The sequence below is a fragment of the Acinetobacter sp. YH01025 genome, assembly GCF_013420185.1.
GTDB classification, from domain to species: Bacteria; Pseudomonadota; Gammaproteobacteria; order Pseudomonadales; family Moraxellaceae; genus Acinetobacter; species Acinetobacter indicus.
The window spans coordinates 281,472-296,498 of sequence record NZ_VOYR01000001.1; the positions used below are offsets into that span (position 1 = coordinate 281,472).

13 protein-coding genes, 1 tRNA gene and 1 pseudogene are annotated in these 15,027 nt (G+C 44.8%); 10 read left to right on the plus strand and 5 right to left on the minus strand.

Annotated features, from left to right (window positions below):
- Window positions 1-4 precede the first annotated feature (4 nt).
- Window positions 5-658 carry a tRNA-(ms[2]io[6]A)-hydroxylase gene (locus FTT89_RS01325; RefSeq protein ID WP_005176696.1) on the plus strand — a complete coding sequence of 218 codons (654 nt, stop codon included), beginning with the start codon at window positions 5-7 and terminating at the stop codon, window positions 656-658.
- Between the two features lie 272 nt (window positions 659-930).
- On the opposite strand, the gene FTT89_RS01330 is transcribed toward FTT89_RS01325, so the two are convergent.
- Window positions 931-1,006: transfer RNA gene (locus FTT89_RS01330), tRNA-Asn, on the minus strand.
- Between the two features lie 236 nt (window positions 1,007-1,242).
- Between FTT89_RS01330 and FTT89_RS01335 the strand changes: the two genes are divergently transcribed.
- Window positions 1,243-1,701: a hypothetical protein gene (locus FTT89_RS01335; RefSeq protein WP_180061319.1), complete on the plus strand. Its 459-nt coding sequence runs from the start codon at window positions 1,243-1,245 to the stop codon at window positions 1,699-1,701.
- A gap of 98 nt (window positions 1,702-1,799) precedes the next feature.
- On the opposite strand, the gene FTT89_RS01340 is transcribed toward FTT89_RS01335, so the two are convergent.
- Window positions 1,800-3,035: a pyridoxal phosphate-dependent aminotransferase gene (locus FTT89_RS01340; protein ID WP_005176698.1), complete on the minus strand. Its 1,236-nt coding sequence runs from the start codon at window positions 3,033-3,035 to the stop codon at window positions 1,800-1,802.
- A gap of 219 nt (window positions 3,036-3,254) precedes the next feature.
- Between FTT89_RS01340 and FTT89_RS01345 the strand changes: the two genes are divergently transcribed.
- The gene (locus tag FTT89_RS01345; RefSeq protein WP_005176699.1) at window positions 3,255-3,437 is read left to right on the plus strand and encodes a hypothetical protein; all 183 of its coding nucleotides are present in this window, start codon (window positions 3,255-3,257) and stop codon (window positions 3,435-3,437) included.
- Between the two features lie 46 nt (window positions 3,438-3,483).
- Here the strand turns inward: FTT89_RS01345 and FTT89_RS01350 are convergent.
- Window positions 3,484-4,933, minus strand: a pseudogene (locus FTT89_RS01350) (diguanylate cyclase domain-containing protein).
- Window positions 4,934-5,093: 160 nt separating this feature from the next.
- Window positions 5,094-5,873 (minus strand): hypothetical protein, encoded by a 780-nt coding sequence (locus FTT89_RS01355; protein WP_016660041.1) that lies wholly within the window; start codon window positions 5,871-5,873, stop codon window positions 5,094-5,096.
- A 309-nt stretch (window positions 5,874-6,182) separates the two neighbouring features.
- On the opposite strand from FTT89_RS01355, the gene uvrB reads away from it, so the two are divergent.
- From uvrB to FTT89_RS01385, 6 genes are all read left to right on the plus strand, one after another.
- Window positions 6,183-8,204: an excinuclease ABC subunit UvrB gene (gene uvrB / locus FTT89_RS01360; RefSeq protein WP_180061320.1), complete on the plus strand. Its 2,022-nt coding sequence runs from the start codon at window positions 6,183-6,185 to the stop codon at window positions 8,202-8,204.
- Window positions 8,205-8,328: 124 nt separating this feature from the next.
- Window positions 8,329-8,916: a lipocalin family protein gene (locus FTT89_RS01365; protein ID WP_005176705.1), complete on the plus strand. Its 588-nt coding sequence runs from the start codon at window positions 8,329-8,331 to the stop codon at window positions 8,914-8,916.
- Window positions 8,917-9,049: 133 nt separating this feature from the next.
- The gene (gene rarD, locus FTT89_RS01370; protein WP_168395057.1) at window positions 9,050-9,979 is read left to right on the plus strand and encodes an EamA family transporter RarD; all 930 of its coding nucleotides are present in this window, start codon (window positions 9,050-9,052) and stop codon (window positions 9,977-9,979) included.
- A gap of 268 nt (window positions 9,980-10,247) precedes the next feature.
- Window positions 10,248-11,705, plus strand: coding sequence for a glyceraldehyde-3-phosphate dehydrogenase (locus tag FTT89_RS01375; RefSeq protein WP_075167798.1), 1,458 nt, complete (start codon window positions 10,248-10,250; stop codon window positions 11,703-11,705).
- Window positions 11,706-11,898: 193 nt separating this feature from the next.
- Window positions 11,899-12,588: an MFS transporter gene (locus FTT89_RS01380; RefSeq protein WP_373688334.1), complete on the plus strand. Its 690-nt coding sequence runs from the start codon at window positions 11,899-11,901 to the stop codon at window positions 12,586-12,588.
- 13 nt (window positions 12,589-12,601) lie between these two features.
- Entirely contained in the window at window positions 12,602-13,276 is a 675-nt protein-coding gene (locus tag FTT89_RS01385) for a hypothetical protein (RefSeq protein ID WP_180006687.1), read from the plus strand.
- Window positions 13,277-13,289: 13 nt separating this feature from the next.
- On the opposite strand, the gene FTT89_RS01390 is transcribed toward FTT89_RS01385, so the two are convergent.
- Window positions 13,290-14,141, minus strand: a complete 852-nt coding sequence (locus tag FTT89_RS01390) for an SDR family oxidoreductase (RefSeq protein WP_180006686.1) — start codon at window positions 14,139-14,141, stop codon at window positions 13,290-13,292.
- 115 nt (window positions 14,142-14,256) lie between these two features.
- Between FTT89_RS01390 and FTT89_RS01395 the strand changes: the two genes are divergently transcribed.
- Window positions 14,257-14,631 (plus strand): helix-turn-helix domain-containing protein, encoded by a 375-nt coding sequence (locus tag FTT89_RS01395; protein WP_016660049.1) that lies wholly within the window; start codon window positions 14,257-14,259, stop codon window positions 14,629-14,631.
- Window positions 14,632-15,027: the final 396 nt, after the last annotated feature.

Sequence of the window (15,027 nt, forward strand, 5' to 3'; positions counted from 1 at the left end):
TTGTATGTCGACAATCAATTATGATGAACTCATGAAGCCGGTGATCGGCTTCCTGGGCTGTGAAACCCCGCAAGCCTGGCTGGACGAAGCACTGAATAATCTGGAAATCCTGATGCAGGATCATGCCAACTGCGAGAAAAAAGCCGCCGGTACAGCCATGAACCTGATGTTCCGCTACAGCTTCTTTACCGATTTGCAGGTCAAGCTGGCGCAACTGGTTCGTGAAGAAATGCTGCACTATGAACAGGTGCTGGAATTTATGAACAAACGCGGACAGGAGTGGAAAGGCTTAAGCGCAGGTCGTTATGCTGGCGGCTTACGCAAAGAAATCCGTACCTATGAACCAGAAGCGTTAATTGATGTACTGGTGATTGGCGCCTTTGTAGAAGCGCGTTCCTGTGAGCGTTTTTATGCCTTGGCACCGCATGTTGATGAAGAGCTGGGGCGTTACTACCGCTATTTGCTGAAATCTGAATCGCGTCATTATGAAGATTATCTGGCACTGGCATTGGACGTTGCCAAAACTGCCAAGCTAAAAAATCCGGAAGAAGATATTCAGGGCCGGATTCAGCATATTCGTGAAGTGGAAAAAAATCTGATTTTAAGCCCGGATGATACTTTCCGTTTCCATAGCGGTGTGCCGGCGCAGGCAGCTTGAAACAGTCAATATTTTTTGAGAGAAAACGGGACTTCGGTTCCGTTTTTTTATGGCTGTGAGAAGGGGAATCAGGGCTGATTTACCTGTTTTTGAAGATAGATGCTCTGCTGATCTGGCGATTGACGTCTCGCCATTAGATCGCTCGGGAAGATCCTAATCTTCTTTTTTTATAACCTTCAGATGTGAATCGCTGTAGGAATTAAAAAGATTGAAAGCTATAAATTTTGGCAATAAAAAAGCCCAAGTCTTAAATGCTTGGGCTTTCTTGAATTTGGCTCTCCCACCTGGGCTCGAACCAGGGACCTGCGGATTAACAGTCCGTCGCTCTACCGACTGAGCTATGGGAGAATCTGAATGCGATTATAGAGGGATTTTGGCAGGGGTCAAGCGAAAACTGTCATCTTTTTTACATTTAAAGTTTATATGCTTTTTATTTGTGCAAAATAAAATAAAACACGAAAAAATCTTGCAAAGCAAAAAATCTGTTGTTAGATTAAATCCAGAAAGTCGTTTGACCAAATGGTTAAACAGTGTGGATTTAAACCAACTTGCCAGCACAAAAATGGCTAAATCGGAGACAGCGAATGAATACGCTCAGCATCCCTGAAATTTTTGCAAATCTCAATTTTTACAAAGACAACTACCTTTCTCTTATCAGCAATCCAGCAGATTATTATACGCCTGTTGCTTCGGCCTATATCAACATATGGCCAGTCGGGCATGTCGATCTGTATCTGGGCGATTTGCTGCAGCTGTGGTTTAGTGAAAAATGGCTGATCAATGAGCCATGTTTCCAGCTTTCAGAGCATCCGGATCATGCGATCCGCACGCCATTACAGCGCAGCCAGGATTTATACCTGTATCAGCTTGCCGGCAGTGCCTTGTCGGGTAGTAACCGCTGCCGGGTCTGGTCGGCTTCTGAACAAAAAAAACTGCGGGTGAGTCTGGATAGTGTCTTTAAATATTACTGTATTTATAAGGGTACAGACCGTCCTGACATCTCACGCAGTCAGCTCATTCAGGCGCTGAAAAAGGCCATCTAACCGTTATCTATGGTCCGCTGAATTGAGCGTTTAGAGTTAAATCAGGCCATAAAAAAAACCGCGAACAGGTCGCGGTTTTTTTTATTGCTCAGAAGAGATTATTGAGCAGCTTTTTCAGCTTCGATCGACGCAATCGCTTCATCAACGCCTTCGATTGAATCCGCCGCTTTCTTGATACGCGCTAACGCATCTACCAGCACTTCATCAGCCGTTGCATAAGAGATACGCATGAAACCGCCTAAACCGAATGCATCACCTGGAACCACGGCTACGCCCGTTTCTTCCAGTAACCATGCAGAGAATTCTGTGCAAGATTTTAAGCCTTTAGCACGAATCAGTGGTTTGATGTTGGCGTAAGCATAGAACGCACCATCTGCAGGTAAGCAAGAAATACCTTTGATGTCGTTCAGGCCGTTTACCACCAGGTCATGACGGCGTTTAAACGCTTCAATCATTGGTTGTAGAACGTCTTGAGGACCGTTTAATGCAGCTTCTGCAGCCACTTGTGAAATAGACGTCGGGTTAGACGTAGACTGAGACTGGATTTTTTTCATCGCGCCGATCAATTTAGCAGGGCCCGCTGCATAGCCGATACGCCAGCCAGTCATGGCATAGGCTTTAGACACACCGTTTAACACGATAGTGCGGTCATACAGGTCTGGTGCAACAGTAGCGATGTTGTAGAACTCGTCATCCCAGCGGATTGGTTCGTACATGTCGTCAGATGCGATATACACTTCTGGGTATTTACGCAGTACTTCAGCCAGAGCTTCCAGTTCAGCTTTGGTGTAGATCATACCTGTCGGGTTAGACGGGCTGTTCAGTACCACTAAACGGGTTTTGTCTGTGATGGCTGCTTCTAACTGAGCAGGAGTGATTTTGAAGCGTTGTTCTTCGCCACATTTTACAATCACTGGCACGCCTTCAGCGATGATGACCATATCTGGATAGCTTACCCAGAATGGTGCAGGGATGATCACTTCATCACCTTTGTTTAACAGTGCAAGTGCCAAGTTAAAGAATGATTGTTTACCACCGCAAGACACCAGAATCTGGTTGGCTTGGTAGTCAAGGTTATTGTCACGTTTTAGTTTCGCAATAATGGCTTTTTTCAGGCCTGGCGTACCGTCAACAGCGGTATATTTGGTAAAACCGTTGTTAATCGCTGCAATTGCTGCATCTTTGATGTGTTGTGGTGTATCGAAATCCGGTTCGCCTGCACCCAAGCCAATTACGTTATGACCAGCAGCTTTCAATTCAGCAGCTTTGTTTGTCACAGCAAGCGTTGGGGACGGTTTGATGGCATTTACACGATCAGAGAGACGTACGTCCACGGCAGTATTCCTTCTTATAGGGATTAAAAAATAAAAAGCACACTATCTTAGCTCAAAAATAGTCACTTCGTCGTTTAAAATCTCAACAAATTAATAAAAAATCACGAAATTTGTGCTTCTGCGCCTCAAAATAAGGCATTTTTGAGAATAAAAAGCCGGAGGCTCGCTTCTGACTGCAAAAAACCTTAAAATAGCGCTAATTTGATTTGAGTTATCGTCATGAGTAAGCAGCAGCCTACTTCAAAAAAACCTGTGGTAAAACTCCCATTCCCAATGCCATCTGCGGAAGAAAAAGCCCAGATGGATGCCTTGCATAATCAGGTTCGTCCTAAAGATGAAGGTTATGCCGACAAGCTGTTTCCACCACCACGTGGGACCCGTAAATCTATGGGTAAACGCTAAGAAAAATGCCACGTTCTGTGGCATTTTTTATGGGCGCTTGATGGGTTTAATCCTGGGTTTCACGCCGGTCAAACTGGACATAATAGGCGCGTTTTTGGGTGTACATGGCCTGATCGGCGCGTTTTAGCATCTCTTCAATACTTTCCTGTGGTAGTGTGGTCGCAGACCCAATCGACAGATTCAGCATCTGATTACCATGAAACTGACTGTCAATTAACAGCAGTTCCTGCAAGCCTGCCAAACAGTTGTGCAGGGCAATCTCATCGGCACCCGGCAGCAAAATCACAAATTCATCACCACCAATGCGGCAGGCACTGTACTGGGTATTCTGGACAAGCTGATTCAGCAGTTCACCGGTGCGTCTGAGCAGATCATCACCGCTATCATGGCCAAAGGCATCATTCACAACTTTTAAGCCATTCATATCAATATAGATACTGGATACAGGCCGTAGACTGCTGCGCTCTAAGCGATTCACTTCTTCGCTATAATGCGAGCGATTCAGCAGCTTGGTCAGCACATCATGCTTGCCCAGATATTCCAGATAATTTTCGGCTTTTTTTACGCGCGGTAATATCGGTCAAGGCCACCTGAACCGTGCTCCAGTCCTCTTCATAGCCGGGAAATACGGTAAATTGCAGCAATACATGGCGGATGCTGCCATCCAGCGCATAATTGATGGCTTCACGCTGATGGTGAATATTGCCGTTCCAGAGCTCGATCAGCTGTTCCCTGAACGTATGCTGCATTTCACCGGCAAAAATTTTATGAATATTTTGCAGCAGGGTGTTTTTGTCCGGGGCGCCAAATAAATCCAGCGTGGCCTGATTGACATCAATAATCAGTACATCGCGGATACATTGCTGGATAAAATCCGGATGCACATCTAAAAAGGTATTGAAATCATCTATGCCCAAATGGCGCAGCTGATCGAGCCGGCTTTTAATCCGGCTAAAATCTTCCACCCACAAGGAGGTGGGAGAATAGACAAAGCGCGATTCAGCCAGTAAACGCTGCTGATCTGCCTGCCGGCGCGCTGCGGTATAAGGGGTAATGTTTTCGGTACTGACCAGCACCAAAGACAGGTCATGCTCATGTGAAGGGACTACGGTGCAGCGTAACTGGATATCCAGCCGTTTACCGTTCAGGCTGTAATTGACCGCCTGACTGGAAAATTCGGTTTGACCTTCCCACAAGCTGATCAGCTCATCAATATGGGTACTGGCCATATCACCTTTAAAAATCTGCTCCAGGTTGCTAATTAAATGCTGCAGATCTTGGGCTTCATACAGTTCCAGGGTTTTCTGGTTTACGCTCAGAATTTTAATTTTACGGGCACATTCAATGACACGGCTTGGATCTTCCAGTAAATAGCCACGTAAATCCTGAATGCCTTGTGCGCGCCACAGCTCAAACTGTTTTTTAATTTCACTAAAGTCTTCCAGCCACAGGGCAATCGGCGCAAGGGTAAAAACAGGCGTGTCCAGTATTGTCATAGTCTGAAGCTCGATTATTCTAGTGAATGAAAAATAGAATTATAATCAAGTTTTTTATTATGTGATAAGAATTGTTTTTATTTTTATAAATGTGATTTGCATCACTGAATTAAAAAGCAGCCGGCTCAGTGGCCGGCTGCTCTGGTATTAAACAGAGGGATTATTTTTTGGCCCGATGCGCCGGACGCGGTGGGGTAATTTCACGTTGACCATGCCAGACTTCGGCAAAATCCTGTTCATTAATACTATACAGTTCCAGTAAGGCTAGAATCACCCCGCCAAACAGCATGGAACCTTCAGAGTTGCTTTGCCATTCGAAGACCTTGCCTTTCAGGCCATATAAAATATCTTCAATTTCAAAAATCCGGTCACGGCCATTGCTGTCGGTCGGGTACATCTGGGTATTCAGCAAAATTTTAGCCAGACTTTTTTCATTGTCATTTAAAGCCAGTACTTCAATCAGCTCATCCGGATTGCTGGCAAAAATCACCGGATCACGAAAAATGGTATGCAGAAAATGCTGGTTCAGTTTCGGTAAAGATTTCTCGACAAAAGGCCGGAAGGAGGCCGGGAAAATCACATTGTGGGAAATGCCTTTAAACATCGGGGCGATTTCCTCGACTTTATAACCGGCAATACCACAGCCAATTGAAGTCAGAAAATACTTCATTTTCGGATGATTTTTGGTATAGGTTTTAAAGTCATCTATATAGTGCTGAATTTGCGACAGCGGCATTTGCTGCAAATGCTCGTTCATGGTTGGAATGGCAAAGCTTTGTCCGGCCCAGCCACGCCCTACGCCGCGCACGGCGCCAAAGTGTTGCAGGGCAGTGCGCGCTGCACCGCCGGCATGATCACCCGCCAGATTACTGCCAAAGACAAAAATCGTATCTTCAGGCAAGCTTTTAATAATACTTTCATCATGATATCGGTAAGTCATTGTCATTAAATCTATGTGATCCCTTGTGTTCATGTTGCCCGTGAAGCGGGGCAGAATCAAGTGAAAAAGCACAAGACGAGGGTGTTTTTCTGTTTCACATGAAGATTTTGCTTTGATCTGGGTATGTCTGGTGAGAGTGTGCCAAACAGCAGCGGGTGAAGGTCTTTATTTCAGTTGCACTGCGGACTAAAAACAGAACCTTGCCGATGCTGCCGGTGACAAGAAAGTGTACAAAAATTACAATCTGAAGCCAGATAATAGGCTGAATCTGTTAGACTATTTTTTTCGATCTGTATGAGTACGCTATCCGTGAGTGATCATCAACCTTTTGAATTGGTTACCCATTATCAACCTGCTGGAGATCAGCCGCAGGCCATTGAAAAGCTGGTGCAGGGAATTCAAAAGGGCATGCATGATCAGTTGCTGCTGGGGGTAACCGGTTCCGGCAAGACCTATACCATGGCCAACGTGATTGCCCAGTTACAGCGGCCAACTATTGTGATGGCGCATAACAAGACTCTGGCGGCCCAGCTCTACGGCGAATTTAAAGCCTTTTTCCCGCATAACTCGGTTGAATATTTTGTCAGTTATTATGACTACTATCAGCCGGAAGCCTATGTGCCATCTTCCGATACCTTTATTGAAAAAGATGCTGCCATTAATGATCACATTGACCAGATGCGCTTGTCGGCGACGCGGGCATTACTGGAACGTCGTGACTCGATTATTGTGGCATCGGTATCGGCTATTTACGGTCTGGGTGATCCGAATGCCTATATGAGCATGTTGCTGCATGTGGTGCAGGGCGACCGGATTCAACGTGAAGACATCATCCGCCGGCTGGTGGAAATGCAATATAGCCGCAATGAACTAGAGTTTTTGCGCGGGACCTACCGGATTCGCGGTGAAATTATTGATATTTTCCCGGCAGAATCGGAGCAGAATGCCATCCGGATTGAACTGTTTGATGATGAGGTTGATTCGATCCGCTGGTTTGATCCGCTGACCGGCAAAATGATCCGCAAAGTGCCACGCGTCACCATCTACCCGAAAAGCCACTATGTCACGCCTAAAGACCATCTGCAGCGCGCCATTGAAACCATTCGTGAAGAACTGAAAGAGCGTTTAGGCTTTTTCCGTGCACATGACAAGCTGCTGGAAGCACAGCGTATTGAGCAGCGTACCCGTTATGATCTGGAAATGATGCAGCAGCTCGGCTATACCAATGGCATTGAAAACTATTCCCGTCATTTATCCGGTCGTCCGGCCGGTGAAGCGCCACCAACCCTGTTTGATTATGTGCCGGATGATGCCTTGCTGATTATTGATGAGTCGCATGTTACCGTGCCGCAAATTGGTGCCATGTATAAAGGGGACCGTTCGCGTAAGGAAAACCTGGTCAATTATGGTTTCCGTTTGCCAAGTGCGCTGGATAACCGGCCAATGAAATTTGAAGAATGGGAACGGATTATTCCAAGCACTATTTATGTCAGTGCCACACCGGCACAGTATGAACTGGAAAAAGCTGAACAGATTGTCGAGCAGGTGGTGCGTCCAACCGGTTTGATTGATCCGGAAATTGAAATCCGTCCGGTGCTGACCCAGGTCGATGATGTCCTGTCGGAAATTAACCTGCGTAAAGATAAAAACGAGCGGGTTCTGGTCACGACCTTAACCAAGCGCATGGCCGAAGATTTAAGTTCCTATTTAAAAGAATACGGCATTAAAGTGGCCTATCTGCATTCCGATATTGATACGGTCGAGCGGGTCAAGATTATTCATGAGCTGCGTACCGGAATTTATGATGTGCTGGTGGGGATTAACCTGCTGCGTGAAGGTCTGGATATGCCAGAAGTCTCGCTGGTGGCGATTCTGGATGCCGACAAGGAAGGCTTCCTGCGTTCCGAACGTTCGCTGATTCAGACCATTGGCCGGGCCGCGCGGAACATTGCCGGTAAGGCAATTTTATATGCCGACCGGATAACCGATTCCATGCAAAAAGCCATTGATGAAACTGAACGTCGCCGTGCCAAGCAAATTGAATTTAACCAGCTACATGGTATTACTCCGCGCAGTGCTGTGCGTCAGGTCATTAAAGAAATTGATACCGGCGAGGTGCTGGAAGAAGATGTAATTGATGAGCAGATGGCACCACAAACCTTGGCATTAACCGCGGATGAACGGCATATCGTGTCGGACCCGAAACTGTTTGCCAAGCATGTGGCCAAGCTGGAAAAAGAGATGCTCAAAGCCTCAAAAGAATTGCAGTTTGAACAGGCCGCACGTCTGCGTGATGAAATTATTCGTTTGAAGGCACAAATGCTGCAGTAAAGAAAAGTGTGAGAACTGTTAAAAAACTCCTTACATAACACAACAGTAAATACCTGAATTTACCGTTAATTTAGCCAAGTATGCTGAGAACTCCAGAACAATATTGAAGCTATAAGGTGACCTGATGAAAACGAATAATCTCCCTAAAGCGAGTTATAAATTGGCAAAAATTGCCGTAGGCGGGGCAGTGCTGGTCGGTTTAGGGCTGGCCACCATGGCTTATGCCCAAAAAGAACCGTTGCCGACTGTTGAAAAAGTAGAATTGGATCGCTACCTAGGGGTCTGGTATGAGGTAGCACGTAAACCGATGTCGTTCCAGAATAAATGTGATCGGGATGTCACGGCGACCTATACCTTAAATGAAAATGGCAACATCAAGGTCGATAATCGCTGCATTACCAAAAATGGCGAACAAACCGTCTCCATTGGTGAAGCCTTTGTACAAAATGCGCCATTTAATACCAAACTGAAAGTCAGCTTCTTGCCAGAATTTATCCGCTGGATGCCAATTGGTCGCGGTGATTACTGGGTACTAAAACTGGATGAAGATTATCAGACTGTGCTGGTCGGTGAGCCACATCGTAAATATATGTGGGTGTTGTCGCGTACCCCGCAGGCTAATCCGGAAGTGATCAATGAATATCTCGAATATGCCAAATCTTTAGGCTATAACCTGGATGATATTATTCACACCAAACAGACAGCCCGTTAAAGCAATCTCCTACTAAAAATACACCATGCTCCGGCATGGTTTTTTATTTTTCGGTCAATAATTCATGCACGAACAGAGTTTTCCGGAGATGAACTGAGTATAATCAGCGCTCGGCAAAGATCAGGAGTGAAAGATGTATAAAGGCGTTGCTTTGTCTGTATTGGCATCCGTCACTTTTGGTGTGCTGTATTTCTATACCCAGTTTCTGCAACCTTTAGACAGTGAAGAAACTTTTGCCTGGCGCATGCTGTCCACCTTGCCTTTTATCACCCTGTTTATGTGGTGGAGTGGTGATTTAAAGCATGTGGCCGAGATTTTCAGGCGGGTGCTACAACAGCCGCTTTTATTGCTGTGGCTGCTGATCAGTTCGTTCTTATGTACCACGCAACTGTGGCTGTTTTTATGGGGGCCAATTAACGGCCGTGGTCTGGAAGTGTCGCTCGGTTATTTCCTGTTGCCACTGGTGATGGTGCTGGTTGGCTGTGTGCTGTATAAGGAAAAACTGTCCAGCTGGCAAATGCTGGCGGTGGCGCTAGCCGTACTGGGCGTCGGACATGAAATCTGGCGCATTGGCAGTGTGGCCTGGGAAACTGTGTATGTGGCGCTGGCTTATCCTTTGTATTTCTTTTTACGCCGTCAGTTTAAAACCGACAATTTAGGCGGTTTCTGGTGGGATCTGTTCCTGATTTTACCAGTCGCGTTTTATCTGGGCTTTGTTTATAGCGACAGCATGGCATTGCTGTTGAATTACTCGCATCTGATCTGGGCTGTGCTGGGACTGGGCTTTTTAAGTGCCTTAGGTTTGGGCAGTTATATTCTGGCCAGCCGTTATTTGCCTTTTGTGATTTTTGGTTTGCTTAGCTATCTGGAACCGGTGTTGCTGGCTTTCGCCTCAATGATGCTGGGCGAGCGTGTTGAAGCCGATGAATGGCTGACCTACATTCCAATCTGGCTGGCGGTATTGCTGCTGGTGATTGAAGGTGTACTGCATGTACTGAAACAGAAACGGCAGGAGCGGGCCTTGCAAAAAAATGTCCAGAACTATCAGGACCGGCTGGAATAGCAAAAAATATTGTTATCAGTCGGTAAAATTTGTCTGATAAAGCAACAAACAGATAACTTACTCTTTTTTATATGAAAAATAGCGGTTTTTAAAGATTTAGGAGCGAAATCATAAAAATAATTACAACTATTTTGCAAATTTATACTGAATATATAGCAAAATAGAGCGGTCTTAGACAGCTTTTGATTCAATCTTGCCGCCAATTCCATTACAATTGTCGGGTTTTGAATTTTATGCCTAGATATACAATTAATTAGAGGACGTATCTGTGAGCAAAGAGACTATCATCGCCCTACACGCAGAGCACCAAGGTCGCTGGAAAAACCGTGAAGAAATCGCGGAACAAATGATCGCTTTGATCGGTAAGCTGTACCGTGAGAAAAATATTGTTGTTTCAGTATTTGGACGTTCTTTAGTTAACCGTTCAGTGATTCAGATTTTAAAAGCACACCGTTTCACGCGTATGATGGACGTTGAGCTTTCAGTTGTACACACTTTCCCGATTCTTGAAGCATTAGCAAAAGTTGAAAACATTGGTACTGCTGAAATCGACCTGGGTAAACTTGCGGTTGCCTTTAAAGAGCAAGGCGGCGATGCAGATGCATTTGTAGCAGCTGCAGTCAAAGCGGTTGAAGGTCGTCCAACTTCTGTAGAAGGCCGTGATGTTGTACTTTACGGTTTCGGTCGTATCGGTCGTATCCTGGCACGTTTAATGATTGGTCAGTCTGGTCTTGGCCGTGGCTTGAACTTAAAAGCCATCGTAGTGCGTAAATCTGCAGATGGTGATTTGGAAAAACGTGCGTCTTTATTACGTCGTGACTCGATCCATGGTCCATTCTCTGGCACCATTTCTGTTGATGAAGAAAACGAAGCAATTATTGCGAACGGTCAGTTCATTAAAGTGATCTATGCATCTAACCCGTCTGAAGTAGATTACACTGCATACGGTATTAACAATGCACTGGTAATCGACAACACCGGTAAATGGCGTGATGCTGACGGTCTGGCTCAGCACCTGCAATGCCCAGGTGCAGCACGTGTCATTCTGACTGCACCTGGTAAAGGTGACATGAAGAACGTTGTTTATGGTGTAAACCAGGGCGACATTCTTGATGAAGATGCCATCATCTCTGCAGCAAGCTGTACTACAAACGCAATCACGCCAACCTTGAAAGTGTTAGACGACAAATACAAGGTGCTTAACGGTCACGTTGAAACAGTTCACTCGTTCACTAACGACCAGAACCTGATCGACAACTACCACAAAGCTGACCGTCGTGGCCGTGCTGCTACATTGAACATGGTAATTACTGAAACTGGCGCAGCGAAAGCAGTTGCGAAAGCACTTCCAGCGCTGAAAGGCAAGTTAACCGGTAACTCTGTACGTGTTCCAACACCAAACGTATCACTGGCGATTCTGAACCTGACGCTTGAGAAAGAAGTTGAGCGTGACGAAGTGAACGAATACATCCGTCAAATCTCAATCAGCTCGAACCTGCAAGGTCAGATCGGTTATACCAACTCGACTGAAGTGGTATCTTCTGACTTCATCGGTTCACGTACTGCAGGTGTATTTGACGCGCAAGCAACCATCACTTCAGGTAACCGTTTAACGGCTTATGTATGGTACGACAACGAAGTGGGCTATAGCTGCCAGGTACTGCGTATCGCTGAACAGATGGGCGGCGTAAGCTATCCAAAAGTTCCTGCTGAAACAAATGCTTAATTTGTAATGCAGACCAGAAAGAGCCTCATTTGAGGCTCTTTTTTATCTTTCATTAAAATAATAAGCAAAGACGCTATACAAAAAATTGCAAACCGTATCACGATTTTTGGGCACAATTTCTGTCGAGAAAAACAAAAATGACAGATAGGATAAACCGTTGCCAAACAGATTGATGCTCCGCGGCATAATCTTGATGGTGCTGGCAGCCATGGTAGGTGTAGCAATTGCCTTATGGATTTTTCGGCATTTTCAGATTTATATTCCGCTCGAAAACCAGCAGGTCAATATTGATTTGCAGGAAGCACTCCAAGCCGAAGTTAAAATTCATGATGCACTGGATGTCAATGTCAGTGGCCGGGTCAATGCGGTTATTCCCATTCAGGAAAATCTGGATATTCCGCTGACCCAAACCTTAAATCCACGGGTGTATTTTGATACGCATGTCCCAATTCGTACCACCATTCCGGTGCGGGAAACCCTAAAAATTAACCAGCCCTTGGCGGTTGATACCCAGGTCAAAGTCAGGTTAATGGGTAAAGACATCAGTTTGCCGCTCAAAGGCACCATTCCCATTGTGCTGGATGTCCCTATTTATATGGATGTGCCGCTGGCGCAAAAAGTCCATTTAAAATTTAATGCGCCGGTAAAAACTGTATTAAAAGAAAACCTGAATATTCCATTAAAAACCACACTGAATACCCAGATTCCGGTACAAGGTCATTTAAATGTGCCAATTCAAACCGCGCTGAAGGCCTCGGTGGATGTAAAAAATACCTTACCAATTAAGATTGAGCAGGGTGAGCTGAATATTCCTTTAAACAGTATCCGTCTGGCGACGGCCGAAACGGCGCAGCCACAGACTACTGTACAAATGGTCGAGTAGAGGAGCATGCAAGATGTTTTCTTCACTTCGCCATCAGCTTGTGTTGGGTTTGATTGTAGCTGCGCTGGTCGCACTTCTGTTCTGGCTGTATTTAAATATTCAGGCCTCGATGTATGTCAATGCCCAAAAAGCGCGGTTGTTGTTACCGGAAGGTTTACCTACTCATATTGAGGTCGGCAATTATTTACAGGCCCATACCCAAGGCCATTTAGATACTGAAATTCAGCTGGATCAGCAGGTGCAATTGCCTTTGGAAGGCAAATATCCGGCCAATCTGCAATTTGTGGTCACCACACCGATTGATGTAAAAGTGGACTATAAAACCCATATTCAAATTGATCAGCTGATGCCACTACAGACCAGCACCGATTTAATCTATCAGAATCCGTTATTGCCCAAACTGCCGTTACAGCTGGATATTCCAATTAAAATGAGTGTGCCGTTTCATTTGCAGCGCACCTATCGGCTGCCGGTCAAGATTTTATTTAATGGCCCGGTCGGTCTGGAATTTCATGAGCTGTTAAAGGTTCGCTTGCTGCATCAATTTGCGCCGCAATTAAATCTGAATGATCCAATGACCTTGCAGAAAGTTTCTGGATTTAATGCCACGATGCGTAATGTTGAGCGACGCACACATGCCAATCTGGATATGAAAATGGATCTGAAACTGAGCCAGATCCATCCATAAACTGAAGCTGACTTTAGATCAGTTTCTGCAAAATACTTGTGATGCTTGCGGTTGGACGTCCCAGTAACGTTTGCAAATCCTGACTTTGGCTATACATGACGCCATTTTGGGTTTGAGCATCGACATCTGCCAAGAAACTGGCAAAACCCTTGTCTAAGCCCACCTGTAGCAACAGTTGCTCAAAGGCTTCAGGGCTTAAGTTATTGTACTGCACTGGTTGTTGGCTCACTTCGGAGATGGCTTGAGCAAGATCAGCCTTAGTAAAGCTTTGGCTTGATGCCAACTCATAGGTTTTATTCAGATGGGTATCCGTGAGTAATACACGTGCAATTGCTTCAGCATATTCGTCACGAGACGCGGCACTAATTTGACCATCCCCACTTGCACCATATATTGCGCCATGTTGGATCTCTTGGGTTAACGCACCCAAATAGTTCTCGATATACCAGTTGTTGCGAAGCAGGGTATAGCTCAATCCACTTTCTTGAATCAATTTTTCAGTTTCACGATGTTCCTGTGCCAAGCCTAAACTGGAGTGACCTGCATTTAACAAACTGGTATAGGCAATATAGGGAACTTGACTCGCCTGGGCGGCTTCAATTACAGCTTGGTGTTGTGCAGTACGACGACCAATTTCATTGGCTGAAATTAAAAGTAACTTATCTACGCCCAATAATGCGGTACTTAAACTGTCAGCTTTGTCGTAGTCGAAGTGGCGGATTTCGATGCCTTGCGGTAATTGTGCCTGGGCTTTTTCAATATTACGGACCAACGCAATAAGGTGATGTTCTGAACTTAAATTTAGAAGATGGTGGATCACCAATTGACCCAACTGACCAGTTGCACCTGTAATCGCAATATTCATATCTAACTCCAATATTGTTTGAAAAATAATCTTGATGGTTAAATACTAATCTGTTAACTTACTAAATGTAAGTACATACCAAAAAGTAAGCTTATTACCCACAGGAAAGATTTTTATGTCAGCTTATGAAACCAGTAAATTGCTTGGTCAAGTTTTATCCACAGATTGTCCATCGCGTGAAATTTTGGAACACTTAACCAATAAATGGTCGGTATTGGTTCTGCGCTGTTTAAGTGATGGTGTACATCGTTTTAGCGAGTTAAAGCAGCGTATTGAAGGGGTGAGCGAGAAAATGTTAGCGCAGACTTTAAAAATGCTGGAACAAGATGGTTTTATATTAAGAACGGTTTATCCCGTTGTGCCACCAAAAGTAGAATATCAGCTGACGATTTTGGGTTCGCAAGCGTCTGAAAAGTTAAATTACTTGATTGGATGGGTAGAGCGTAGTTTGCCTGAGATTTTAGAGAATAAAGCGCGCGTTTCAAAATAGACATTAAGTTGCGGGTGGGGAAGCAATAATGAAACCCTCTGAACATCTGGCCGCGTCACTTTTAGTGGTCTATGCCATTATTTTGACTTTTATTTCATAGCCGAATTCCATAACTTAAGCACAAACATGTTGGGCTCATTTTCAATTTCTGGAAGACACGACTGGAGATCAAAGCTTAAAGGATAGGATTAAATAATTTAATCATAAAAGAATAGGATTATATTCAAGCTATTCGCGGAGGTTAACGTCGAAAAATATCGAGTTTATTGATTATCGAGTATCTAGGCTTGGAAAAGAAATGGGTCATACTTTTATCGCGTTAGGTCAGAAGTTAATGCGCTATGCAATTGATCAACAATAATAAAAAGAAATATTTTTATAAGCTAGTTTAAACTT